This window comes from Sphingosinicella rhizophila (assembly GCF_032378825.1).
In the GTDB taxonomy this organism is placed as follows: Bacteria; Pseudomonadota; Alphaproteobacteria; order Sphingomonadales; family Sphingomonadaceae; genus Allosphingosinicella; species Allosphingosinicella rhizophila.
Genome location: NZ_JAVUPU010000005.1, coordinates 179831 through 203400, shown reverse-complemented (window position 1 = coordinate 203400; position 23570 = coordinate 179831). Strand labels below are relative to the sequence as shown.

Sequence of the window (23570 nt, the reverse complement as noted above, 5' to 3'; positions counted from 1 at the left end):
GGGTTTGAACGTCAGATGACCCGTCCCGTTTCCCGGACGATGCGGGAAAGGCGCATGGCACCATCGATCGTGGCCGTTGCGGGAAGCGAATATGCGCCGTAAGCCTGCTCCATGCCCTCCCACCTCTATCTCGTCGACGGCTCCAGCTACATCTTTCGCGCCTATCACCGGCTGCCACCGCTGACCAATCGGCACGGCCTCAATGTGGGTGCCGTATACGGCTATACGACCATGCTCTGGAAGCTGGCGGAGACGCTTCACAAGGCGGACGGACCGACCCATCTCGCGGTCATCTTCGACGCTTCGTCCAAAACCTTCCGCAACGACATGTACGATCAGTACAAGGCGCACCGGCCGCCGCCGCCGCCCGACCTGGTGCCGCAATTCCCGCTGATCCGAGACGCGACGCGGGCCTTTTCCCTGCCTTGCATCGAGGAAGAAGGGCTGGAGGCGGACGATATCATCGCCTGTTATGCCAAGGCGGCCCTGGCCGAGCAGTGGCAGGTCACGATCGTCTCGTCCGACAAGGATCTGATGCAGCTGATCGAGCCGGGCCTCGATCTCTATGACACGATGAACGACCGCCGGATCGGCCGCGACTATGTCGTCGAAAAGTTCGGGGTGCCACCCGAGCAATTGGGCGAGGTGCTGGCGCTGATGGGCGACAGCGTCGACAATGTGCCGGGCGTGCCGGGTGTCGGCCCCAAGACGGCCGCGCAATTGATCCAGCAATATGGCGATGTCGAGTCCGTTCTCGCCAATGCGGGGGAAATCGCCAAGCCGAAGCTCCGACAGAACCTGATCGACCATGCGGACAATGCGCGTCTGTCACGCGAATTGGTGCGGCTGGTCTGCGATTCGCCTCTGCCCGAGCCATTGTCCGATCTGGCGATGAAGGGCATCCCCGACGCGCCACTCCGGGCCTTCCTGGAAGAACATGGCTTCCGGTCGCTGCTGAGCCGCCTGAACGGTGCATCACAGGCTGCGCCCGCGGCCGCGATGCCGGCGCCGGTTCAGCACCAGATACGGCCGGAGCCCGAGATCGACCGGACCGCCTATGAAAAGGTGACGACCGAAGAGGCGCTCGATCGCTGGATCGCCGAAGCGGATTCCCTCGGCCGGGTCGCGCTCGACACCGAGACCGACGGGTTCGACTGCGTGACCGCCAAGCTGGTCGGGATCAGCCTCGCTACCGAATGCGGCAAGGCCTGTTACATTCCGCTCGAACATGGCGGCCACGACCTTTTGAGCGAACGGCCGGACCAGCTGCCCGCCAATCTGGTCATCGCCAAGCTCAAGCCGTTGCTGGAGAACCAGGCCGTCCTGAAGATCGGCCACAATTTCAAGTTCGACTGGGTGATCTTCGACCGGCGCGGCATCAAGGTCGCGCCGATCGACGATACTTTGGTGATGAGCTTCAATCTCGATGCCGGCGGGCTCAACAGCCATGCGATGGACGATCTCGCCAAGAAGCATCTCGACCATCAATGCCTGACCTACAAGGAATTGTGCGGCAGCGGCCAGAAGCAGATCAGCTTCGACCAGGTGCCGGTCGACAAGGCCACCGAATATGCCGCCGAGGATGCGGACGTGACGCTCAGGCTATGGATGCGTTTCAAGACCCGGATGCCGCACGAGCGCGTGACACGGGTCTATGAAATGGTCGATCGCCCCCTGGTGCCGGTGGTGGCGCGGATGGAACGCGACGGCGTCAAGGTGGATCGTGAAGCGCTGAGGGGTTTGTCGGAGGAGTTCACCAGCCAGATCGCCTCTTTGGAGGAGCAGATTTGCGGCGAGGCCGGCTGCAGCTTCACGATCGGCAGCCCCCAGCAACTGGGCGACGTCCTGTTCAACAAGATGCAGCTGAAGGGCGGACGCAAGGGCAAGTCCGGCACCTGGTCGACCGACGTGACCGAGCTGGAGAGGCTGGCCCGCGACGGCGTTCCCATCGCGCGGCTGGTGCTCGACTGGCGCCAGCTCAGCAAGCTCAAGAGCACCTATACGGATGCGCTCCAGCAGCAGATCAACAAGGAGACCGGACGGGTCCACACCTCCTACAGCCTGTCCGGTGCGCAGACGGGGCGGCTATCCTCCACCGATCCCAACCTCCAGAACATCCCGATCCGCAGCGAAATCGGCCGGCGAATCCGCGACGCATTCGTGGCCGAGCCGGGCTTCGTCATCCTGGCCGCCGATTACAGCCAGATCGAACTCCGCCTCGCCGCGCATATGGCGGACGTGCCGCAGCTTCGCCAGGCGTTCTCGGAAGGGGCGGACATCCACAATCTCACCGCGCAGGAATTGTTCGGCGAGGTCAATCGCGACACGCGGGCGAACGCGAAGACGATCAATTTCGCCATACTTTACGGCATTTCGCGCTGGGGACTGGCGGGACGTCTTGGCGTCACGGCCGACGAGGCGCAAGCGATCATCGACCGCTATTTCGAGCGCTTTCCCGGCATCAGCAATTACATCCACGACACGCTCACCAGGGCGCGCGACACCGGATTCACCACCACATTATTCGGCCGCAAGACCCATTTTCCGAGCATCCGCGCCAAGAATCAGGGCGAGCGGCAAGGCGCCGAGCGGGCGGCCGTCAACGCGCCGATCCAGGGGACAAGCGCGGACATCATCAAACGGGCCATGGCGCGCATGTGCCCGGCATTGGAGCGTCACGGCCTCGGCACGACCCGTATGCTGATGCAGGTCCATGACGAGCTCGTCTTCGAGGTTCCGGAAGCCGATGTCGGACGGGCAGCCAATGTCATTCGGGAGGTGATGGAGCGGGCCGCGGAACCTGCGGTGAAACTCAGCGTGCCCCTGGGCGTCGAGATCGGCACCGGCCCGAATTGGGGCGCCGCGCATTGAGCGCTGCGGTTCCGGCCGGCAATGAGGATATCGCTGCACTGGCGAAGGGTGGCCGGACGAACTTCTTCGGCTTCCTGCTTCGCCTCGCCGCGCGCCTGCCCTTCCTGTTCGTTGCCGGCCGCCTCTATGGCGCCGATGCGCTCGGACGTTTCGCCTATGCGGTCCTGATCGTCGAATTCGCGGCTCAGATCGCGACGCTGGGCCTGAAGCGCGGCCTTGCCCAGCAGCTGTCGACCACCGAAAGGCCGCATGTCTGCGTCGTGTGGGACGCGATGCTTGTTGCCTTGCTCGCTTCGGCCGCCGCCAGCGCCATCCTGTTCCTGTTCCCGCAGGCCATGTTCCCGAACAGCCCCGTCCGCGGCGTCGAGTGGCTGCTTCCGCTGATCGTCTTCGCGGTAGCGGGGTCGGACGTCGCCCTGGCTGCGCTCGCCTACCAGCACAATGTCAAAGCGACCGTGACGGCGCGCGCGATCGTCGAGCCTTGGACTTTGAGCATCGCCGCGACCTTGCTCTATTTCACCTTGTCGCAGCGCGACGGCCTGATCATCGCCTATGTCCTGTCGATGATCGCTGCCCTGCTGGCCTCGCTCTGGCCCCTCTACCGAAGCTATGGCCTGCCGCGCGGATGGCGGCCCGAAATCGTCGGCCTGTGGGCGCTGGCGCGGCGCAACACGCCGCTGGCCGTCGCCGACGCGATCGAATGGGGGTCGCGGCGGCTGGACATCGCCATACTCGGCCTGTTCTTTTCGCCCGCCATCGTCGGCATCTATTATGTCGCCCAGCAGGTGGCATCGCTTCCACAGAAGCTGAAGACCAGCTTCGATCCGATCCTGAGTCCGGTCATCACGCAAAAGCTGGCGGAAGGGGACAAGAAGGCGGTCGCCAAGCAGATACGCCAGGTCGGATTCTGGATCATCGCGGCACAGACCGGCGTGGCGCTCGCGCTCGGCATTCCGGGTGAAGCCGTCATGGGCCTGGTCGGGGCCGCCTTCGTCGGCGGCACGGGCGCGCTGGCCTTCCTGCTCGCCGCCGAAGTGATCGCGGCGACGGCAGCGGTATCCGAGGGCGCCCTCGTCTTCGTGGCACGTCACAAGAATCTGATGATCTCGACAGCCATGATCGCGGTTCAGGGGATACTGTCGGTCGCGCTGATCCTCGGCATGAAGGCGTTGGGCTGGCCGGAATCGTTCCAGGCGGCGGGCCCTGCCCTCGCGCTGATGCTGGCCTTGAGTTTCGCCTCGGTCCTGAAGGCCCGGCTGCTCAGACGAATACTCGGGGCGCCCGTGCAGGGTTGGCGCTGGCCGCTGGTCTGGGCTGCGGGGGCGGCGATCGCGGTCGGCTATTTCGTGACGCTGCTGCCGCCTTCCTGGGAGTGGGCGGAACTGGTCTTCGGCATTCCGCTGATCCTGCTCGCCTTCGGATCCATCCTCTGGACCAAGGGCTTCACCCACGAGGATCGGGTGCTGTTCCGCAAGCATGACGACGAGCCGGAGGATATCAGTCTGCCGCCTCCGCCAGGGGTTGTACCGCCGGTCCATTGAGCACCTGGCCGTCAACCGCGAATTGGGAGCCATGACAAGGGCAATCCCAGCATTTTTCGAAGCCGTTCCAGTGAATGATGCAGCCGAGATGGGTGCACACGGCCGAACGGGTGATGACAGAGCCATTCTCATTCTTGTAGACTGCGAGCTTGCTGAGACCCGATCGCAGGATCCCGCCTTCACCCGGCTTGAGGTCGTCGGGGGATCCGATCTCGCCCGGACCGACATATTCGGCGAGATTCTTCACCGCGCCTGCCTGGCCCCGCACGAATTCGCCGAGGGAGACGGCCGAATTGGCCGATTTGCGGCTCGGATCGAACAGCGGCGCGTAGCGGCTGTCCTCGCCGATGATCAAAGGCATGATGGTAAGGCTGCCGGCAACGCCGTTGGTGATACCCTGGCCGGAATCGCCGGTATGGATATAGATATTGCGATTGCCTGGATTGCGCCCGGAAAAGGGCATGAAATCGATCGGCTCCAGCACCTGGCCTGACCAGCGATAGTCGGTTCCGCCGAAGCTGGGATAATGGTCCCGCGTCCACTGCTCCAGCGCAGCCAGCCTGGCGTCCATGTCATTTTCTTCTCCGGACCGATGATCGCCGCCACCGACGATGAGCAAATCCTCGGTATCGCTCAATTCCTGGATGCGGGCATAATGATAGGCTTCGCAACTGTCCCAGACGAGCGCGTCCGGAACCGAACCCTTTGCGACCCGCCCCGCTATCGCATAGGTCCGGTTCGGCATCTGTTTGGAATGGATGGCCACCTTGTCGTTGGTCGGCGAATTGGTCGCGAATATCGCCGCACCGGCGCGGATGCGGGCGCCGGCTTCGGTTTCCACCTCCACTTCATTTCCTTCCTCCTTGTCATGGACGTGGACCGTATCGGCGTAGAGGAGACCGCCTCGCTGCCTTATGGCGCGGACGAGACCCGCCAGATATCTGGTAGGGTCGAAGCGGCCCTGATCGGGAAAGCGCAGGCAGCGTCCGGTGTCGATTCCGGGAACCGGGGCGCGATCTGCCCAGGCGACATCGATGCCGATGGTCCGACAGGCTTCATATTCCTTTTCGAGATCGGCACGATGCTTGTCCTCGGCCGCGAACAAATAGCCGTCCAGCCGCCGGAAACCGGCATCGATCCCCTCGTCCCTGCAAATGGCCTCGATCCGGTTGACCGCGGCCACCTGGCTGTCGTGATAAAGCCGTGCCTCATCCTTTCCCCGGACCCGGATCAGCTCGAAATAATAATCGTCGAGAGCGGTGGCGAGATGCGCCGTGGTGCGGAGGGTCATGCCGGAGCCGATTCGGCCGCGATCGATGACGATAACGGAACGGCCGAACCTGGCGAGCTCATAGGCGGTGGAAAGGCCCGCTATGCCGGCACCCACCACAACCACGTCGCAGCGCGCATCGGCGGTCAGCGGGGGTGCATCGATCGCCTCCGCTTCCTGCATCCAGAAGGATGTGCTGCGCTCGTCGCCGACATTCATCTTCGCTCTCCCGATTGGACGGGAGCGCAACGGCCCTGCGCGGCGATGGGTTCCTGCGGAAGAGGCGACGGAGTTGCCAGCCCGTCCCCCCGAGATATTTTGGTCAGTGGCGGAAGTGGCGCATACCGGTGAAGACCATCGCCAGCCCGGCCGCATCGGCAGCGGCGATCACCTCTTCATCCCGTATCGATCCGCCCGGCTGGATCACCGCCGTCGCACCTGCTTCGACCGCGGCGAGCAGACCATCGGCGAACGGGAAGAAGGCATCCGAGGCCACCGCGGAGCCGATCGTGCGAGGCTGGTCCCACCCGGCCTTGCCGGCCGCATCCTTTGCCTTCCAGGCCGCGATCCGAGCCGATTCCAGCCGGTTCATCTGTCCCGCGCCGATCCCCGCCGTCGCGCCTCCCTTGGCATAGACGATGGCATTGGACTTCACATGCTTGGCAACGGTCCATGCAAAAAGGCAATCCTCCAATTCCTGATCGGTCGGTGCGCGCTGGGTCACGACCTTCAGCGCATGGCGGTCCAACCGTCCATTGTCGCGGGATTGGACGAGATAGCCGCCTGCAATCGACTTGAGCGATAGTCCCGGTCGACCCGGATCAGGCAGATCGCCGGTCAGGAGCAGGCGGAGATTCTTCTTCCGCGCGAACACCTGCCGCGCCTCGGCATCGGCATCGGGTGCGATCACCACCTCCGTGAAGATCGACGAGATGGCTTCGGCTTCCTCGCCGGTAAGCGGCGCGTTGAGGGCGATGATCCCCCCGAAGGCCGAGACGGAATCGCAGGCGAGCGCGTCCTGATAGGCCTGGAGCAGGGAATTGCCGGTCGCCACGCCGCAGGGGTTCGCATGCTTGACGATGACGCAAGCGGGCCCTGAGTCGCGATACTCGGCCACCAGTTCCAGTGCGGCATCGGCGTCGTTATAATTGTTGTAGCTCAGTTCCTTGCCCTGAACCTGCTCGGCCTGAGCGATGCCGCGACCGTGCGGGCCGACAGGAAGATAGAGCGCTGCCTTCTGATGCGGATTCTCCCCGTAGCGGAGATCCTTGCCGCGCTGCAGGACCAGCGGCAGCGTATCGGGGAACATCTGCGCCTGATCGGCAAAGCCGAACCATTGGGAGATCATCGAATCATAGGCAGCTGTCGCGGAAAAAGCCTTGGCCGCCAGATATTTGCGTAGATCGAGCGACGTCATGCCGTCGTTGTGATCCATCGCGTCGGTGACCTTGGCATAATCGGCGGGGTCGGTGACAATGGCCACGAACGCATGATTCTTGGCCGCCGAACGGACCATCGACGGACCGCCAATATCGATATTCTCGATGATCTCGTCGCGCCCGGCGCCCCGCGCGACCGTCTCGGCGAACGGATAGAGATTGACGACCACCAGATCGATCGCGCCGATTTCATGTTCCGCCATCGCGGCCGCATGTTCTTCATTGTCGCGTACGGCGAGCAGCCCGCCATGGACCTTGGGATGAAGCGTCTTGACCCGACCATCCATCATTTCGGGAAAGCCGGTCAGGTCGCTGACGTCGCGCACGGCCAGGCCGGCCTCGCGCAAGGCCTTCGCCGTTCCACCGGTCGAGACCAGCTCGACCCCATGGCGAGCGAGGGCCCGGCCCAGGTCGGCGAGGCCCGTCTTGTCCGACACCGACAGCAGGGCGCGGGCGATTTTCACCTCATTCATTCCATTCGTTCCTATTCGCGATTCAGAGCGGGATGCCGATGCCCGTTTTCGCTGCGCGCTTCAATTCAGCCGGCGCGCCGCAGCAGCCAGGCGATGGTCATCCCGTCGGGCGGCGTTTCGCCCGAGATGATGAGCTGCTGACTGGCATGTGGCTTGGCATCGCCGTCGATCCACAGGCCATCCTCGATCGACAATTTGCCGCCGCGGCAGCGAAACTGCCAGGCGCCGCTGCCCCTCACCCTCAGGAGCGCACCCTGGCCGTCGGCGGTCGCGGCCACTTCCACGGCCGGAGCGAGATGAAAGCGGACGGAGAAGGGCACCGGTTCGGTACGCCGGCGGCGCCCCTGCGGAACCAGGCTGTCCTGGCCGCGAAGCTCGAGGCCATCGCCGGAGAGGGTAAGCTGACGCTGGTGGAGCAGCCCGTAGCGCCGGACATAGCCGTCGTGGGTGGCCTCGACATTGATGACGCCGCCCGTCTCGTCATGCCCGAGCTCAACCTGGCTGACGCCCTTGCCCAGGGTGCCGTCCTCGTGGATCGCCGTCGAATTGCGGTCGCCCAATGTCAGGGTGGAATGGGCCGCCGTGGTGCGCAGGCCCTTGATCAGCGCCGGCGACAGCGCATCCGGCGTTTCACCGACCCCGCCGCAATTGGTGACGATGCGGTTGGGACCGTCGCTGAGCTCGAAGGCGAGCGTGGAGGCGCATCCGCCGGACAGCGCCCGGCTCGAAGGCGGCGGCGCCGCATCGAAGACCACGACGCTATTCTTCGCCGCCAGCCGCTGATAGCCCCATCCGCGCGCCTGGCGCAGCGCACGCGCGCGGACGCCGGAGCCTTCCACGGCGGCTTCCAACCGGCGCCTGGAGACCATGTTGCCGCCTTGCCAACTGGACAGGCAATCATCGCCGAGCGTGACCGCGAGCAGGGCCGCAACGGAATCTTCGAGCGCTTCCGCGATCGCTTCCGGCATTTCGCGCCGTGCCGAATAATAGACTGCGCGAAGCTGGCCGAGCAGTTCCACCAAGGCAAGCTGCTCGATCGGGGAGCGGCTGACGAGGCCGCCATCTTCATGCAGGGCCGTGCCGAGAGCGCGGATCAGACCCGTCTCGCCCTTGCCGAGCCGGGCCGGTCCGCCCTGAACGACCAGGGCAGCGGTGATCACCCCGCTCCAGGCGGTGATGCGCGCCAGGCCAGGCGGGGCCTTTTCCGCCCCTTTGTCGAGGTGACGGGCCCCACGGGCCAGAGTGTTCAGCACCGCCGACCGATAGACCATGTCACGGCTGGACAGGATGTAGGGCGCATAGGCCGACCAGAACAGAATCCGGCGGCCCCACAGATCGGCCCGCCAAGCCGGCTCGCTGACATGTTCGAAATGGGCGAGAAGCCATTTCTGGGTGATCTTTTCGCCCATACGCGCGCCCCGTTCCCGGGTCGCGGCAGCGGCAAGGTCGCGCAGCCACGCAAAGCTTTGCAGATAATCGGCCATGGCGCGCGGCATCGCTGCGGCGGCCGTGAAGTCCAGCGCCTCGATCGAGATCTTGTGGCCCGCGCGAACCAGCTGGCCGGCGAGGATCGCTTCGCCGGCCGCCTTGTCCCCGGCGATCGGATCCTTGGGCACGGCCAGGAGCTTCAGCGGAAAGCGGCCGCGCAGGCGGAAACTGTGAAAGGGCGTGCGCCAGGCAAGCCGGTGGAGCTGATAGGCAAGCCGTTCGGACAGGGAGGCGCCGCGATCGTCGCCGACGCGGATCAGCCGCTTGCCGGATTCGATTTCTTCCGGCGGGTCGGAGTCGATCTTTTCCAGCAGGCTCATCGCCCGCGCAGGCCGCTGATATTCGCGGCATATTGGGTAGGTCCGCCGCGGAAAGTGGCGGTCCCTGCCACCAGAACGTCGGCACCGGAGTCGATCGCCCGCTGGCAATTGCCGGCGTCGATGCCCCCGTCCACCTCGATGTCGACGGCGAGCCCTGCCTTATCGATCTGCTTGCGGACGGCCTCGATCTTGCGGAGCTGGCTTTCGATGAAGCTCTGCCCGCCGAAGCCGGGATTTACGCTCATCACCAGGACGAGATCCACCTCCTCCAGCACATAATCCAGCATCTTGGCCGGTGTGGCAGGGTTGAGCGAGACGCCCGCTTTCTTGCCGAGGGCCTTGATCCGCTGGATGGTGCGGTGAAGATGCGGCCCCGCCTCGGGATGGACGGTGATGATGTCCGCCCCGGCCTCGGCGAAGGCGGCGAGGAAATCATCGACCGGGGATATCATCAGATGGACGTCGAACGGTTTCGACGTATGCGGCCGAAGCGCCTTCACCACCCCCGGGCCAATCGTGATGTTGGGGACGAAATGTCCATCCATCACATCGACGTGGATCCAGTCGGCGCCGGCCTGATCGATCGCGCGCACCTCCTCGCCAAGGCGCGCGAAATCGGCGGAAAGGATCGAAGGGGCGATGCGGACGGGCTTTTGCACACCGAATCACTAACCCTGTGCGACTCGGGGGGCAAGGAAGGCGGAAACTTATCCTCAGCTAATTCGCCTGAAACGTGCGACGAAAAAGCCGTCGCAGCCGCCTTCGGCCTCGAAAGTGCCTGGCAGCAGCCGAATCCGACCGGCCTTCGGCGCCATTTCGGACGGCACTTCTTCCGCCCGCACCGGATCTAGCTCGAAATCGCCGCGTTCGGCGAGAAAGGCATCGGCCACCGCTTCACCTTCTTCCGGCTCGAGCGAGCAGACCGAATATATCAGGCTGCCGCCCGGCTTCAGCCACGCCGCTGCCCGCGCCAGCATCGACCGCTGACCTTGGGCAAGCTCGGCAATGGCGCGTGGCCGCACGCGGTGGAGAACGTCCGGGTGGCGGCGGAAAATGCCGGTGGCGGAGCATGGCGCGTCGAGCAGGATCGCGTCCGCCGGAGCCTTGGGCTCCCACTTCATGAGATCGGCGACGAGGATTTCGGCATTAAGCCCCGTCCGCTCCAGATTTTCGGAAAGTCGCGCCAGACGACTTTTCGACACGTCCAGCGCCGTGACATCGAAGCCGGCGGCGGCAAGCTGCATCGTCTTGCCCCCAGGAGCGGCACAGAGATCGAGCGCGACGCGGCCCTGGCCGGCACCGAGCAGCCGGGCCGGGACGGAAGCCGCGACATCCTGCACCCACCAACGGCCCTCCCCATAGCCCGCGAGATCGGCGACTGCCGTCCGTCCGGTCACCCGCAAATGCCTGGGGAGAAGGCTGATGCCCTCCATTTCAGGCGGCCGCTCGGAGGCGAAGATGAGATCGAGCGGTGGCTGGACCGCGAGCAATCGGGCCGCCGCCTCGGCCGTCTCCGCCCCCCAGGCGCTTCGCCATCGTTCCTCGACCAGCGCTGGCAGCGAAGGCGATTCCGGAAGCTTCGCCTCGCTGCGCATCAGCGCGCCGAATACGCCATGGACCAGCCGCTTGGGACCACCTTCCACGAGCGGCAGGACCGTGGCGATGGCGGCGTGGGGAGGCGTTCGCATCGCCAGCACCTGGACGAGGGCGATCCGCAGGACCGCGCGCGCCTTCGAATCATCGGCAAGCCTGTTCCGGGTCGCGCTGTCGATCAGGATGTCGAGATCGGAAAGGCGGCGCAACGTCTCGGCGGCAATGGCATGGGCGAAAGCCCTGTCGTCTGCACGATCGAGGTCGCGCGCGGCGCCATCGAGCGCCGCCTCCAGCGGCAGCCCCTTGCGCAGCACCGCGTCGAGCAGGCGCATGGCGGCGCGGCGCGAAGCCGCGCCTACGGGATCGGGACGGCTCAGTCGCGGCGTCCCAGCGGATCGAGGGCGCTGGTGCGCCTGTGAGCGCGACCGGCGCTAATCGGAACGGACGTGCGGACCGGCGCTGCGGCGGAGATCGTCCGGAGCGAAGCGGGACCACCCATTTCCAGCGCGATCTGCTCCAGCGCGGCGATGCGGTTGGCGGTGTCGGGGTGGGTGGAGAACATGCTGTCGCGGCCACCGCCGCCCGGCACGATATAAAGCGATGCCGCAGCCGGATTGCGAAGAGCGACAGGATTGGGGATCCTGGCCGCCCCCTGGTGCAGCTTGGCAAGGGCACGGGCGAGCGCCCGCGGGTCCCGGCAGATTTCGGCGCCGGTGCGGTCGGCGCCATATTCGCGGGCGCGGCTGATCGCGAGCTGGACGATCATCGCCGCGAAGGGCGCTACCAGGACGGCCAGGATCATCGCCAGCGCATTGCCGCGATTGTCCCCCGCGCCGCGGAAGAAAAGACCGAAATTGGCCAGCATCGAAATCGCGCCCGCGATCGTGGCCGTCATCGTCATGATCAGAGTGTCGCGATTGCGGACATGGGCGAGTTCATGGGCCATAACCGCCGCCACCTCTTCGCGCTCCAGCAGCCCGAGCAGTCCGGTCGTCGCGGCCACTGCGGCATGTTCCGGATTGCGCCCGGTGGCGAAGGCGTTGGGATGGGGGGAATCGATCAAATAGACTTTCGGCATCGGCAGCCCGGCCTGGCTTGCCAGCCGATGGACGATGCCTACCAGTTGCGGACAGGATCTGCCGTCCACTTCCTTGGCATTGTGCATCCGCAGGACGATCTTGTCGGCATTCCAGAAGGTGAACAGGTTCATGCCGGCGGCAACGGCCAGCGCGATCAAGGCGCCGCCGGAGCCCCCGATCGTATAGCCGAGCCCCATGAACAAGGCGGTCATCGCCGAGAGCAGCATCAAGGTCTTGAACGAGTTCATCTTGCGTCCGTGTCTCCTACCCCCGAAATGTGGTGCCTGCACCCTCGCCATTCAACGGACGAAGCAACCATGGCCAAGCGCCCCGAACATCTGAAGCCGCCGAGGCACTTATCGAAGAATCCCCCGATCCCGGCGCCCGAACCGCTGGCCGCGGGGGAGGAACATGGGGGACCGAAGGGCCGCGAACCCACCCGCTATGGCGACTGGGAGAATAAGGGCATTTGCTGGGACTTCTGACAATGTGCCTCGAGTCCATGCATCGATGGGCGCTTCGATGCAGTTCAGGCGCCTTCGACCTTGAGCGGGCGCGACAATAGATATTCCACGACATCGTCGACTGCCGCCTGCCCGCTCAAGAGCGCGCATACGGCGGACGTGATCGGCATATCGACCCCGGCATCCTGTGCCGCCCGGGCAAGGACGGGGGCGGTGAAGGCGCCTTCGGCGACAGTGCGCCGGTCGGCCAGCAATGCCGCCGCGGACGATCCTTCGCCAAGGCCCTTGCCGAGGCTGAAGTTGCGCGAATTGGTGGACGAGCAGGTCAGAACGAGATCGCCGAGGCCGGACAGGCCGGCGAGCGTATCGGCGCGGGCGCCGCGCGCGAGGCCGAAACGGGTCATTTCCGCAAAGCCGCGCGAGATGAGCGCAGAGCGGGCATTGAGCCCTAGCTTGCGGCCCTCGACGACGCCGCAGGCTATGGCGAGCACGTTCTTGACGGCGCCCCCGATCTCGGCCCCGACGACATCATCGGACAGATAGGGGCGGAACCAGGGCAAAGCGAGGCGGCTGCGCAACGCTTCTCCGACCGGGCGATCCTCGACGGCCAGGGTCACTGCCGCGGGCAGGCCGGCGGCCACTTCATGCGCAAAAGTCGGCCCCGACAGCACGGCCAGTGGAGATTCGGGCTGCTCTTCCCGTGCGACGTCGTGCATCAATTTCGTGGTCGCCTCCTCCATTCCCTTCGCGCACAGTATAAGGGGAATTCGAAGACGCGGCAGAGCCGCCAGGACCGAGCGCATATGCTGGGCCGGAGTTACGACCAGCAACGCATCGCAAGCCGCAAGATCTTCCAGATCCCCCGTAACCGCGATAGCCGGCCGAAGCGCTATGCCGGGCAGGAACAGGCTGTTTTCGTGCCTGTTGCGGATGCTTTCCACCACCTCCGTCTCGCGCGCCCAAAGAAGGGTCTCGCCGCCTTCCGCGGCAACCTGGGCAAGGGCCGTTCCCCAGGCGCCACCGCCGACTACGCCGATCGTCTTCATGCCTTCACCCCGGCGCCGCGCGCCTTCTCGGCTTCCGGATCGAGCGGCCATCGTGCCCGGGCAGGCGCATCGAGGCCGTCGACCATGCCAGCCTCGAAACGGAGCGCACCCGCCCAGGCGATCATCGCAGCATTGTCGGTGCAGAGCCACAAAGGCGGCGCGACGAAGGGCAGGCCATGATCGGCGGCAAGCTGGGCCAGAGCCCCACGGACCGCCTGGTTTGCAGCCACGCCTCCCGCGACCACCAGGGCGGTCGCCCCGACGGCGGCGGCCAGCGCCCGGCCGGTGCGGTCCACGAGACAATCGACCGCCGCCTGCTGGAAGGAGGCGGCGATGTCCTCGGGCCGGTACAGCCCCGCATCGCGGGCGCGCAGGACGGCGCTCTTCAGTCCGGCGAAGGAAAAATGAGGATCGCTGGAACCAAGCAGAGGCCGCGGCAGCGGAACGGCTTTGGGATCACCCGCCCTCGCCGCTTGCTCGACCGCCGGCCCACCGGGGAAACCGAGTCCCAGCAATTTCGCGGTCTTGTCGAACGCCTCGCCGGCCGCATCGTCGATCGTCGTGGCCAGCCGGCGATAACGGCCGACGCCTTCGACGAACAGCAACTGGCAATGGCCGCCCGAGACGAGCAGCAGCAGATAGGGAAATGCGAGATCGGGTTGCGACAGCATGGGCGACAGCGCATGGCCTTCGAGATGGTTGACGGCCACGAGCGGCTTGTCGGCGGCGAGGGCCAGCCCCTTGGCGGTCACCAGCCCGACCATCACGCCGCCGACCAGGCCGGGGCCCGCGGTGGCAGCGATGGCGTCGACGTCGCCGAGGCTCAGGCGGGCCTCTGCGAGAACCTGCTCGATCAGGGCCGGCAGGATCTCGATATGGGCGCGGGCGGCGATCTCCGGGACGACGCCGCCATAAGGCCGGTGGGCGCTTTCCTGGCCGGCCAGTTTGTGGGCGAGGATCTCTCTCCCGCTGGTCACGAGGGCGGCCGCGGTCTCGTCGCAGCTCGATTCTATACCGAGGATCAGGCTCATCGCTGCTTCCCTGCCATTGCCGATAAGGTTAGCACAAGCAGCATGACACGGGCGATCAGGATCGGGACGCGCGGCTCGCCGCTGGCGCTGGCGCAGGCACGGATGGCGGCAACGGCCTTGCGCGACATGCACGGCCTGAGCCCGGCACAGATCGAAATCGTCCCGGTCACCACCACCGGGGACCGTATCAAGGATCGGCCGCTGGCCGAGCTGGGCGGCAAGGCGCTCTGGACCAAGGAACTGGACGAGTGCCTGGGCGACGAACGGATCGACATTTCGGTCCATTCGATGAAGGACGTGGAAAGCTTCCGACCGGCCGAATTCACGATCGCCGCCATGCTTCCCCGCGCGGACGTGCGCGACCGGCTGATTGGCGCTTCCGGCCTGGACAGCATCCCGCGGGGCGCGCGGTTCGGCACCTCCTCGCCGCGCCGCGCCGCGCAATTGCTCAGCCGGCGCCCGGATCTCGCCACCGTCCCGTTCCGCGGCAATGTCGAGACGCGGCTGCGAAAGATCGAAATGGGCGAGGCCGATGCGACCTTGCTGGCGGCGGCGGGGCTCGACAGGCTCGATCGTCGCGATGTCGGCGTCCCGCTCGACGATCTTCTTCCCGCCCCGGCGCAAGGCGCGGTCGGGATCGAGATCCGCACCGGCGACGGCAGGATGCGAAGCCTGGTGGCCGCGATCGACCATGCGTCCACCCACATATGCGTCTCCGCCGAACGCCGGCTGCTGATGGGGCTTGGCGGGGATTGCCGATCGCCGATCGCCGCCCTGGCGCTGCTCGACGATGGCCGGATTCATCTGCGCGCCGAGATCCTCAGCCCCGACGGCAGCGAAGTGATTCGCGGCGAGAGGCGTTTTCCAGTCGACGATGGCGAGGCCCCGGGACAATTGGCGGCGGAGCTTCTGGGCCGGGCCAGCGCTGCCTTGCGGAGCTTGTTCACCGGATGAGGCCGGTGCTGATCCTGCGGCCGGAACCCGGGGCGAGCGACAGCGCGGAACGCGCCGAAGCGATCGGGCTCATATCGGTAACCGCTCCACTGTTCACCGTCCGGCCTTTATCCTGGCAAGCGCCCGATCCCCACCTTTTCGCTGCCGTGCTGCTGACCAGCGCCAACGCCGCCCGCCACGGCGGCGACGGGCTCGCGGCTTATCGCGACCTGCCTTGCTACACGGTGGGCGAGGCCACGGCCGCCGCGGCGCGGGATGCCGGCTTCCGCGACATCCGCGTCGGCGAGGGCGCCGGGGAAGACGCCGTTCGCCTGGCGGCGGGGGACGGAGCGCGCCACATCCTCCATTTATGCGGCCGCGATCACAAAAAGGTCGAAGCGCCAGGAGTGTCCGTGACGCGCCTGCCCGTTTACGCAGCGGATGCGATCGATGGGCTTCCCGGCGAAGCGCTCCAGGCGATCCGCGCGCAGGCGCTCATCCTCCTCCATTCCGCCCGTGCCGCATCGCATTTCGGACGCCTCCTCGACCAAGCGGGCCTGGCGCGGTCGGATATCGAATTGGCGGCGATCAGCGCGGCGGCCGCCAGGGCGGCAGGCGGCTGTTGGCGTGCCAAGCATATCGCAGCGGCGCCGCGGGATGATGCATTGCTGGAGCTTGCCGCCAAGCTATGCCACATTCCCGCAATGAGCATGGGATCGAGACGATGAGAAGCGATTACGAGCTGGTCGACGCGGATCCGGCGGTTCGACGGTCCTGGCTGCCGCTCGTGCTGATCCCGCTTTTCGCGTTCGTCGCCGGCCTGGCCGCCATGGGATGGCTGCTTGCCAATTGGCAAAGCGCCGCCGCCTTCCTGGGCGTGGCGCGCGCACCATTGCCGGCCCAGGCCGAAGCGCCCCTGCCTGCCGTTTCGGTCGAATCGGAGCCGCCGGCGGCGATGCCGCCCAACCCCCAGGAACCGCAACGCCTGCTCCTCGATCCCGAAATGATGCGGCGGGTGAACCGGCTGGAGGAGCGCATCGTGCAAGTCCAGAACCAGTCCCTGGCGGCAGCCGGCAACGCCGATCGTGCCGAAGGATTGCTGGTGGCCTTCGCCGCGCGCCGCGCGCTCGATCGCGGCGTCTCGCTCGGCTATATCGAGGGCCTGCTTCGGGAGCGTTTCGGCCAGAGCCAGCGCCAGGCGGTGGCAACGATCATCACCGGGGCCCGGCAGCCGGTGACGCTGGAAGATCTTCAGCTGGGCCTTCAGGAGGCCGGGCCGCAACTGACCGGCGGCGGGCCGGACCAGAGCTGGTGGAGCGCGTTCCGGACCGAGCTGGCCGGCCTCGTCACGATCCGGAAGGCCAATACGCCTTCGACCCTGCCGGCGGAACGGCTCCGCCGCGCCACCAGACGCCTGGAATCCGGGCAAGTCGATGTCGCCCTGGCCGAAGTCCTCCGCATGCCGAACCGAGACAAAGCCGCCGACTGGATCGCCGCCGCCCGCCGCTACGTGGCCGCCCGCCGGGCGCTGGACACGATCGAGACCGCCGCGTTGCTCGATCCCCGCAATCCGCCGCAAATCGCCCCTCGACCGCCGGCACCGGCACCAACGGGCTGAACGCCGGCGACCCTTCAAGCCGAACAGCGGCGGGCGGACCCGAACTTTAGATTTCGAGCAAAGCGTATGGCCGGCCCAGGGCCGTCTCCACCACGAACTGGGCGCAATTATAGACAGGCACGTTCCTCGGTGTGCGGCCCGTATAGGCGCCGCGATGGGCATGGCCGTGCACCACCGCCTTCACATTGTCGAACCGGTCGACGGCGTCCGCCAAGCGGGACGAGCCCAGGAACGGAAAGATTTCCAACGGCTCCCCGGCAACGGTGTCGGCCACGGGCGCATAATGGAGCACGGCGACGGCGCGGTCGGTACGGAGCGAGCGCAATGCGTTTTCCAGCGTTCGCGCCTCATTGATCGCCTCGTCGACGAAGGCCTTGATCGCAGCCTCGCCGAAGGCCCCGAGCTCGCCGCGGCCGAAACCACCGATAAAGCCCTTGGTGCCTGCGAAGCCGACGCCTTCGATGACGACCGCTTGCTCCCCCAGCATGGTCACGCCCGCATCCTGGAGGATATGGGCGACCTCATCCGGCTGGCCGCATTCATAATCGTGGTTGCCGAGAACGGCGACGATAGGAATTTCGCACGCGCGCAGGTCCTCCGCCAGGATTTCGGCTTCTCGCGTCTTGCCGAAATTGGTGAGGTCTCCGCATAAGGCGAGCACGTCCGCCTGCTCGGAAATCTCGGCGAACATGTCGCGATAGCGATGTTCGGATTCCTCGGTGACGTGGAGGTCGCCGATCGCGGCGAGAATGATCGTATCAGTGCTTTCGTTCATGCCGTTCCTCGAGTCCCTTTCCGACCACGTCGGCAAAGCCCCATTCGGTGATGTCGGTGATATAGTCTCGCGGGCTCAGCAGACGGCCGCGGCAGATGTCGACGCCGGCGGGCGGCAGCTCCGCCTGGGCATGAAGGCGGTCGATCAGCTCTTCGAATACCCAGCGCGGAACGAGGTCCCTTTTGGTCGGATAGATGAAGCGGAAGTTGAGGATATGGATCAGCAGCACCTCCCAATAGAGCTCCATCGCGGTGAGCAGGCGCTTCCAATCGATCTCGTCATGCTTCTTGAGCATCGTGTGCACCACGTCCGCCCCGTCATAGCGGTAGCGATCCTGGATGAAGAGCTTGGAGAGTATGAATTCGGTCGGCGGGGTAATCCGCACCAACGTGCCGTACACCTCCACCTCATAGGCTTCCCGGAACCAGTCCTCGTTGACGGGCAGGCTCGCCGACGAGATGTTCCAGATGACGTCGAAGAAATGCTCGCCCTTCCAGACCTTGCCGATCCAGCGGTCGTCCTCGACCTCGATCTCGTACCCGCGCGCCTTGAAGAATGCGAGGATGCGCGGTCCGTCGCTGACCTTGCAGAAGACGTCCAGATCCTTGGTTGGCCGGATCACTCCCGTATAGCAGCTCAAGGCATAGGTTCCGGAAAGCAGGAACGGCACCTCGGATTCCTTGAGAAGCTTCAGGCTTTCGACGTAGAAATCGACGGCGGCCTCGGGTGGTTCGAAGATGGAAGGGTCGAGGGTTTCGAGAATGTTGCTCATGCGTCCGCATCATGGTCGCGGCGGGAAGCGACGGTAGATCGCCCCTGACCGAGACCGTTGAACTCTGCGCACGCGCAACCGTTCCCATGCGCCTGATGCCGGCCACACTCGCGCCGCCACAGCGCCAGGGCGAGATGACGGCTTGCGGCGTCCGTCAGTCGGCGGGTCCGTATAAACCCCTATTCAGGCGGCTGGACCGGACCCGTAATGATGGGACATGGCTTGAGAAGAGGCATTGTGGCGAACAGATGCGGGGGATGCGCGGCCAGGCTGCGGGGGATTTGCAACGAACTGGCGGCCGATCAGCTGGCGCTGCTCAGCACGCTCGGCCGGCAACGATGCCTGGCGGCCGGAGAGACGCTCATCTGGGAAGGGGAAGATGCGGCCGTCGTCGCAAATCTCCTTTCCGGCGCGCTCAAGCTCACCGCATCCACGGCTTCGGGCCGCGAGCAGATATTGGGCATCGCTTATCCGTCGGATTTCGTCGGCCCCCTCTATGGGCGCCGCAGCGGATATAGCGTCACCGCGCTGTCCGACGTCGAAATCTGCCTGTTCACCCGCCGCGATTTCGAAGGCTTTGCCCGCCATCATCCCGCGCTGGAGCATGAATTGCTGAAGCGGGCCCTGACCGATCTCGATCGTGCCCGCCGCTTCATGCTGCTGCTGGGACGCAAGAGCGCGATCGAGCGGGTCGCCTCGCTGATCCTCGAGCTTTCGGAACGGCTCGGAACCGGGGGCCAGCTCGAACTGCCGCTCGGGCGTCAGCAAATGGCGGACGTGCTCGGGCTAACGATCGAAACCGTCAGCCGGCAGCTGACCTTGCTCAAATCGGCCGGCATCATCGCGTTGCCCGGCCGGCGCGCACTCGTCATTAACGGGCGTGCGGACCTGGAGGCCTTGTCCGAGGCCGCATGAGCTTCGGCCCATGTCAGAAGCGCGTGCCGATCCCAACACCGAAGACGAACGGGTCGAGGCTTATCCGCACGCGTTGCGTGCCGGCCGCGGCGGTATCCAGCCGCGCGGTGGTATCGATATCGATATATTTGACGTCCAGGTTCAGGAAAACCTTGTCGTTGAGGTCGAGATCCAGGCCCGCCTGCAACGCCCAGCCCAGGCTGTCGGACATCCGCACCCGCGTATCGCCCGCGGCAGCCTCCAGCGCAGCCGAAGCGTCTTCGGAATAGAATAAGCTGTAATTGATCCCGGCCCCTATATAGGGCCGAAGCCTCCCGCCCGGATTGGCGTGATATTGAACGGTCAGGGTCGGTGGCAGGACCCAGGTCGATGCGAGCCTTCCGATCGCGCCGGTTGCGCCGGTCTTGCCGGACGCGTGATGCTTGGTCGTCGCGGCGATCAGTTCCAGGCCGATACGATCCGTCGCCATCCAGGTGATGTCGACTTCCGGCATGATGCTGTCATCCACCTTCACCTCTTCGCCCGGAAAGGCGGGCAGGATGCTGCCGGAATCTTCATTGGGTGCGACCATGATGCCCCTGACCCGGATGAGCAGGTCGCCGGCTTCCGCCTGCGCGGGCTGCGCCGCCGCCGCCACGAGGAGACCGAGTAGGATTTTTTTCATGGGTCGCGCCTTTTCCGTTCCGCTGTTCTGCACGCACGCCGCTACCCTGCTTGTTTCAGCCCTTCCTTGATCTCGCGCAAAAATAGGCCTGCGGTGCGAAACTGGTCCGGGCTCTTCGCTTCCGCTAATTCTTCATCCCGAGAGGTATATATTCATGAAAAAGCTGCTTGCGTCCGCCGCGCTCGCGCTCACCGCCACCCCCGCCGTGTCGACACCCGCTCTGCCGGATGCCGATCCCGCCATCTGGGCGGTGAAGGACGAGGACACGACCATCTATCTGTTCGGCACCTTCCATCTGCTCGACGGGAAGAGGGACTGGTTCAACGACGAGGTGAAGGCCGCGTTCGACGCGTCGCAGGAGGTCGTGCTGGAGGCGATCATTCCCGACGACCCGGCCATGCTCCAGCCCTTGATCGTCAAATATGCGATGGACCCGGCCGGCCGGACCTTGTCCAGCAGGCTCGAACCGGCATTGAAGGACCGGCTCAAGCAACAACTGGCTGCGCTCGGCATCCCAGCCGAAGCTCTCGAGCCGATGGAACCCTGGTTCGTGTCGACGATGCTGGCGTCGGCGAGCGCGCAGAAGCTCGGCATGTCGGGCGAGCATGGCGCCGAAGCCTTGATCACAAAGGCCGCCAGAGCGGCGGGCAAGCCGGTGGACGAGATCGAGGGCCTGGAATTCCAGCTCAGCCTGTTCGACACGGTTCCAGAGAATCTCCAGATCGCGATGCTTTCGGAAACGATCGGCCAGCTTGCCGAGATCGACGAGATGTTCGCGCCGATGGTCGCCGCCTGGGCCGCGGGCGATACCGAGACGGTCGCCAGGTTCATGAACGAAGGCATGGACGAGACCCCGGAGCTTTTCGACATCATGCTGACCAATCGGAACGCTGCCTGGGCGGAATGGATCGATCAGCGTCTCGACAGGCCCGGCACCGTCTTCATGGCGGTCGGCGCGGGCCATCTCGCAGGCAAGAACAGCGTCCAGGACCTGTTGCTGCGACGGGGTATCCAGTCCGCCAGGGTCCGGCCCTGATCAAGCCGGAAATCTCCAATCCGTCCGAAGGCGCGTCCGAGTTCAGACGATCGCGGGCAATCGATCGAGATATTTGTCGAGCGTGAGCGGATAGTCGCGCACGCGGATGCCGGTGGCATTGTAGATGGCGTTCGCGATCGCCGCGCCCGGCCCGCATATTCCCAGCTCGCCGACGCCCTTTGCCTTCATCGGCGACACGATCGGGTCCAGCGTATCGAGGAAGACCACCTCCTGCTCCGGAATGTCGGCATGGACCGGCACCTCATACTGGGCGAGATCATGATTGACGAAGAAGCCGAAGCGCTTGTCGACCGCGAGTTCCTCCATCAGCGCCGCGCCGGCGGACATGACCATCGCGCCGATCACCTGGCTTCGCGCCGATAGCGGGTTGAGAATGCGGCCGGCGTCGCACACAGCCAGCATCCGCCGCAGCGAGACTTCGCCCGTATAGGCGTCCACGGCGACCTCGCTGAAATGGCCGGCGAAGGTCGACACCTGATAATCGTCCTTGAACTTGCCGAAGGTCATTTCGCCCTCGGCGGAAACGGGTCCGGCATCTCGAAGCGCGAAGCTCCGATCGCCCAGGATGACGCGTCCGTCCTCGAACCTGGCCTGGTCGCCATCGATTCCGAGCTTCTGCCCGATCGCGCGCCGCAGGTTGACGCAGGCGGCATAGACACCCGCCGTCGAGCTGGCGGCGCCCCATTGTCCGCCCGATCCGGCCGAGACCGGACTGGCCGAATCGCCGAGATCGACGGAGACGCGCTCCAGCGGCACGCCCATCACCTCGGCCGCCGTCTGTGCGATGATCGTGTAGCTGCCGGTGCCGATATCGGTCATGTCGGTCTCGACGGAGATGCCGCCATCCTCGCGCAGCCGCACGCGCGCAGCCGAATGCTGGGTCGGGGCATCGCGGAACCCGGCCGCGACGCCCATGCCGATCAGCCAACGACCCTCCCGAACCTGCGCCGGCCTGGGATTGCGCTTCGACCAGCCGAAACGCTCCGCGCCCTCGCGCAGACAGCGAACGAGATTGCGGTCGGAAAACTTCTTGTCTGTTCCCGGAACCACCTGGGTGTCGTTGATGATCCGAAGTTCGACCGGGTCCATGCCCAGTGCCTCCGCCAGTTCGTCCATCGCGACCTCGAGCGCCAGGTGCCCCGGCGCCTCCCCCGGAGCACGCATGGCATTGCCCTCTGGCAGATCCATCGCCGCCAGGCGCATCAGGGTCCGGCGATTGGGGGCGCCGTACAGGAACCGGCTTTGTGCGGTCGCGACTTCGGGACTTCCGCCCGGCTGATTGCCGCTAAGGCTCTCATGCCCGATCGCGACGAGCTTGCCGTCGCGCTGGGCCGCGAGCCGGACATGCTGGATGGTCGCCGGCCGGTGCGTGCTGTTGTTGATCATCAGCGGCCGCTGCATGGCGACCTTCACCGGACGCTTTGCCGCGCGCGCGCCCAGTGCCGCCAGCAGGACATCGGCCCGCAGGAACAGCTTCCCGCCAAAACCGCCGCCGATATAGGGCGAATCGACGCGGACATTCTCGGCCGGCATGTTCAGCGTCTTGGCGAGGTCCTTCCTTGCCCAATCGATCATCTGGTTGGATGTCCAGACGGTCAGCCGGTCGCCCTCCCACGCCGCGATGGTGGCAAAAGGCTCCATCATGGCGTGGCTCTCGGCTGGCACATGATAATGCTGGTCGATCTTGACGGGCGCCGATGCGAAGGCGGCGTCGAAATCGCCGAGACTGTCGATCGGCGATTTGGCTTGCGGATCGTAGCCGATCGGATCCGCGCTGCCGGCTTGGGCAGCCAGATCGAACCGGCCGCTGCCGCGCTCGTATCGGGCGCGGACGAGCCCGGCGGCGGCGCGTGCCTGTTCGAAGCTTTCCGCCACCACCAGGGCGATCGCCTGGTGATAGTGGGTGATTTCAGGACCGCCGAGCAGCGGCACGACGTTGAAATCGCCCTTGGTGAGCTTCTGGCTGTTCGCGGCGGTCACCACGCCGAGTACGCCCGGCGCCCTCTCGGCATCGCCGACATCGAGCTCGGTCAGCCGTCCCTTGGCGATGGCCGACCCGACGATATAGCCATAAGCGGGGTTCGCCGCGACATCGTGCCGCTCATAGGCATAAGGCGCGGTCCCGCTTGCCTTCAGCGGGCCGTCTATGCGCGGCGTCGACTTGCCGATCACCTTGGGTTTGTCGAACAGGTTTGAACCCGCTGGAGAATTGAATTCCATG

The 23570-nt window shown here is 65.6% G+C and carries 20 protein-coding genes; 8 read left to right on the top strand and 12 right to left on the bottom strand.

Translation table 11 applies throughout. The features are described 5' to 3' along the window. Nucleotides 1–111: 111 nt before the first annotated feature. Together polA and RQX22_RS11640 are read left to right on the top strand one after the other, a co-directional pair. A complete protein-coding gene (gene polA / locus RQX22_RS11645; protein ID WP_315726674.1) occupies nucleotides 112–2871 on the top strand; it encodes a DNA polymerase I in 2760 nt (919 codons plus the stop codon). Continuing rightward, the gene (locus RQX22_RS11640) at nucleotides 2868–4412 is read left to right on the top strand and encodes a lipopolysaccharide biosynthesis protein (protein WP_315726672.1); all 1545 of its coding nucleotides are present in this window, start codon (nucleotides 2868–2870) and stop codon (nucleotides 4410–4412) included. Before polA ends, RQX22_RS11640 begins: the two co-directional genes overlap by 4 nt. On the opposite strand, the gene RQX22_RS11635 is transcribed toward RQX22_RS11640, so the two are convergent. From RQX22_RS11635 to htpX, 6 genes are all read right to left on the bottom strand, one after another. Next, nucleotides 4369–5901: an FAD-dependent oxidoreductase gene (locus RQX22_RS11635; protein ID WP_315726670.1), complete on the bottom strand. Its 1533-nt coding sequence runs from the start codon at nucleotides 5899–5901 to the stop codon at nucleotides 4369–4371. The genes RQX22_RS11640 and RQX22_RS11635 overlap by 44 nt on opposite strands. Before the next feature lie 103 nt (nucleotides 5902–6004). Continuing rightward, nucleotides 6005–7594: a bifunctional phosphoribosylaminoimidazolecarboxamide formyltransferase/IMP cyclohydrolase gene (gene purH / locus RQX22_RS11630; RefSeq protein WP_315726668.1), complete on the bottom strand. Its 1590-nt coding sequence runs from the start codon at nucleotides 7592–7594 to the stop codon at nucleotides 6005–6007. 65 nt (nucleotides 7595–7659) lie between these two features. Next, complete coding sequence (locus RQX22_RS11625; protein WP_315726665.1) at nucleotides 7660–9402, bottom strand: heparinase II/III family protein; 1743 nt, start codon at nucleotides 9400–9402, stop codon at nucleotides 7660–7662. Further along, a complete protein-coding gene (gene rpe / locus RQX22_RS11620) occupies nucleotides 9399–10061 on the bottom strand; it encodes a ribulose-phosphate 3-epimerase (RefSeq protein ID WP_315726663.1) in 663 nt (220 codons plus the stop codon). The genes RQX22_RS11625 and rpe overlap by 4 nt, the downstream gene beginning before the upstream one ends. A gap of 54 nt (nucleotides 10062–10115) precedes the next feature. Next, entirely contained in the window at nucleotides 10116–11372 is a 1257-nt protein-coding gene (locus RQX22_RS11615) for an RsmB/NOP family class I SAM-dependent RNA methyltransferase (RefSeq protein ID WP_315726843.1), read from the bottom strand. After that, entirely contained in the window at nucleotides 11369–12322 is a 954-nt protein-coding gene (gene htpX / locus RQX22_RS11610) for a zinc metalloprotease HtpX (RefSeq protein WP_315726661.1), read from the bottom strand. The genes RQX22_RS11615 and htpX overlap by 4 nt, the downstream gene beginning before the upstream one ends. Nucleotides 12323–12391: 69 nt before the next feature. Here htpX and RQX22_RS11605 point away from each other — a divergent pair, with 69 nt between their 5' ends. Then, nucleotides 12392–12559 carry a DUF1674 domain-containing protein gene (locus RQX22_RS11605; protein ID WP_315726659.1) on the top strand — a complete coding sequence of 56 codons (168 nt, stop codon included), beginning with the start codon at nucleotides 12392–12394 and terminating at the stop codon, nucleotides 12557–12559. Nucleotides 12560–12603: 44 nt separating this feature from the next. Here RQX22_RS11605 and RQX22_RS11600 read toward each other — a convergent pair whose 3' ends face one another. Beyond that, nucleotides 12604–13584 (bottom strand): NAD(P)H-dependent glycerol-3-phosphate dehydrogenase, encoded by a 981-nt coding sequence (locus tag RQX22_RS11600; protein WP_315726657.1) that lies wholly within the window; start codon nucleotides 13582–13584, stop codon nucleotides 12604–12606. Further along, nucleotides 13581–14615 carry a tRNA (adenosine(37)-N6)-threonylcarbamoyltransferase complex transferase subunit TsaD gene (gene tsaD, locus RQX22_RS11595; protein WP_315726655.1) on the bottom strand — a complete coding sequence of 345 codons (1035 nt, stop codon included), beginning with the start codon at nucleotides 14613–14615 and terminating at the stop codon, nucleotides 13581–13583. Before tsaD ends, RQX22_RS11600 begins: the two co-directional genes overlap by 4 nt. A gap of 42 nt (nucleotides 14616–14657) precedes the next feature. Between tsaD and hemC the strand changes: the two genes are divergently transcribed. Genes hemC through RQX22_RS11580 form a run of 3 tightly spaced genes read left to right on the top strand, consistent with a single transcriptional unit; the run spans nucleotide 14658 to nucleotide 17166 of the window. Further along, nucleotides 14658–15569: a hydroxymethylbilane synthase gene (hemC, locus tag RQX22_RS11590; RefSeq protein ID WP_315726653.1), complete on the top strand. Its 912-nt coding sequence runs from the start codon at nucleotides 14658–14660 to the stop codon at nucleotides 15567–15569. Then, on the top strand, nucleotides 15566–16276 hold the full coding sequence (locus RQX22_RS11585) for a uroporphyrinogen-III synthase (RefSeq protein ID WP_315726651.1): 711 nt from the start codon (nucleotides 15566–15568) through the stop codon (nucleotides 16274–16276). Before hemC ends, RQX22_RS11585 begins: the two co-directional genes overlap by 4 nt. Beyond that, nucleotides 16273–17166: a hypothetical protein gene (locus RQX22_RS11580; RefSeq protein WP_315726649.1), complete on the top strand. Its 894-nt coding sequence runs from the start codon at nucleotides 16273–16275 to the stop codon at nucleotides 17164–17166. Before RQX22_RS11585 ends, RQX22_RS11580 begins: the two co-directional genes overlap by 4 nt. Before the next feature lie 46 nt (nucleotides 17167–17212). Here the strand turns inward: RQX22_RS11580 and RQX22_RS11575 are convergent, their stop codons facing one another. Both RQX22_RS11575 and RQX22_RS11570 read right to left on the bottom strand, forming a co-directional pair. Next, a complete protein-coding gene (locus RQX22_RS11575) occupies nucleotides 17213–17941 on the bottom strand; it encodes a metallophosphoesterase family protein (protein WP_315726647.1) in 729 nt (242 codons plus the stop codon). After that, nucleotides 17925–18713, bottom strand: coding sequence for a nucleotidyltransferase family protein (locus RQX22_RS11570; RefSeq protein ID WP_315726645.1), 789 nt, complete (start codon nucleotides 18711–18713; stop codon nucleotides 17925–17927). The genes RQX22_RS11575 and RQX22_RS11570 overlap by 17 nt, the downstream gene beginning before the upstream one ends. A 237-nt stretch (nucleotides 18714–18950) precedes the next feature. Between RQX22_RS11570 and RQX22_RS11565 the strand changes: the two genes are divergently transcribed. Beyond that, nucleotides 18951–19628 carry a Crp/Fnr family transcriptional regulator gene (locus tag RQX22_RS11565; protein ID WP_315726644.1) on the top strand — a complete coding sequence of 226 codons (678 nt, stop codon included), beginning with the start codon at nucleotides 18951–18953 and terminating at the stop codon, nucleotides 19626–19628. 13 nt (nucleotides 19629–19641) lie between these two features. On the opposite strand, the gene RQX22_RS11560 is transcribed toward RQX22_RS11565, so the two are convergent. Further along, entirely contained in the window at nucleotides 19642–20292 is a 651-nt protein-coding gene (locus RQX22_RS11560; RefSeq protein WP_315726642.1) for an OmpW/AlkL family protein, read from the bottom strand. A gap of 154 nt (nucleotides 20293–20446) precedes the next feature. Between RQX22_RS11560 and RQX22_RS11555 the strand changes: the two genes are divergently transcribed. Then, nucleotides 20447–21328, top strand: coding sequence for a TraB/GumN family protein (locus RQX22_RS11555; protein ID WP_315726641.1), 882 nt, complete (start codon nucleotides 20447–20449; stop codon nucleotides 21326–21328). 42 nt (nucleotides 21329–21370) lie between these two features. On the opposite strand, the gene paoC is transcribed toward RQX22_RS11555, so the two are convergent. Next, nucleotides 21371–23569, bottom strand: coding sequence for an aldehyde oxidoreductase molybdenum-binding subunit PaoC (gene paoC, locus RQX22_RS11550; protein ID WP_315726640.1), 2199 nt, complete (start codon nucleotides 23567–23569; stop codon nucleotides 21371–21373). Between the last annotated feature and the right edge of the window lies 1 nt (nucleotide 23570).

Coding starts and splice junctions, on each gene's coding strand:
- polA (WP_315726674.1), top strand. CDS start 112: ATGCCCTCCCACCTCTATCTCGTCGACGGCTCCAGCTACATCTTTCGC.
- RQX22_RS11635 (WP_315726670.1), bottom strand. CDS start 5,901: ATGAATGTCGGCGACGAGCGCAGCACATCCTTCTGGATGCAGGAAGCG.
- purH (WP_315726668.1), bottom strand. CDS start 7,594: ATGAATGAGGTGAAAATCGCCCGCGCCCTGCTGTCGGTGTCGGACAAG.
- RQX22_RS11625 (WP_315726665.1), bottom strand. CDS start 9,402: ATGAGCCTGCTGGAAAAGATCGACTCCGACCCGCCGGAAGAAATCGAA.
- htpX (WP_315726661.1), bottom strand. CDS start 12,322: ATGAACTCGTTCAAGACCTTGATGCTGCTCTCGGCGATGACCGCCTTG.
- RQX22_RS11605 (WP_315726659.1), top strand. CDS start 12,392: ATGGCCAAGCGCCCCGAACATCTGAAGCCGCCGAGGCACTTATCGAAG.
- RQX22_RS11600 (WP_315726657.1), bottom strand. CDS start 13,584: ATGAAGACGATCGGCGTAGTCGGCGGTGGCGCCTGGGGAACGGCCCTT.
- tsaD (WP_315726655.1), bottom strand. CDS start 14,615: ATGAGCCTGATCCTCGGTATAGAATCGAGCTGCGACGAGACCGCGGCC.
- hemC (WP_315726653.1), top strand. CDS start 14,658: ATGACACGGGCGATCAGGATCGGGACGCGCGGCTCGCCGCTGGCGCTG.
- RQX22_RS11585 (WP_315726651.1), top strand. CDS start 15,566: ATGAGGCCGGTGCTGATCCTGCGGCCGGAACCCGGGGCGAGCGACAGC.
- RQX22_RS11580 (WP_315726649.1), top strand. CDS start 16,273: ATGAGAAGCGATTACGAGCTGGTCGACGCGGATCCGGCGGTTCGACGG.
- RQX22_RS11575 (WP_315726647.1), bottom strand. CDS start 17,941: ATGAACGAAAGCACTGATACGATCATTCTCGCCGCGATCGGCGACCTC.
- RQX22_RS11570 (WP_315726645.1), bottom strand. CDS start 18,713: ATGAGCAACATTCTCGAAACCCTCGACCCTTCCATCTTCGAACCACCC.
- RQX22_RS11560 (WP_315726642.1), bottom strand. CDS start 20,292: ATGAAAAAAATCCTACTCGGTCTCCTCGTGGCGGCGGCGGCGCAGCCC.
- RQX22_RS11555 (WP_315726641.1), top strand. CDS start 20,447: ATGAAAAAGCTGCTTGCGTCCGCCGCGCTCGCGCTCACCGCCACCCCC.
- paoC (WP_315726640.1), bottom strand. CDS start 23,569: ATGGAATTCAATTCTCCAGCGGGTTCAAACCTGTTCGACAAACCCAAG.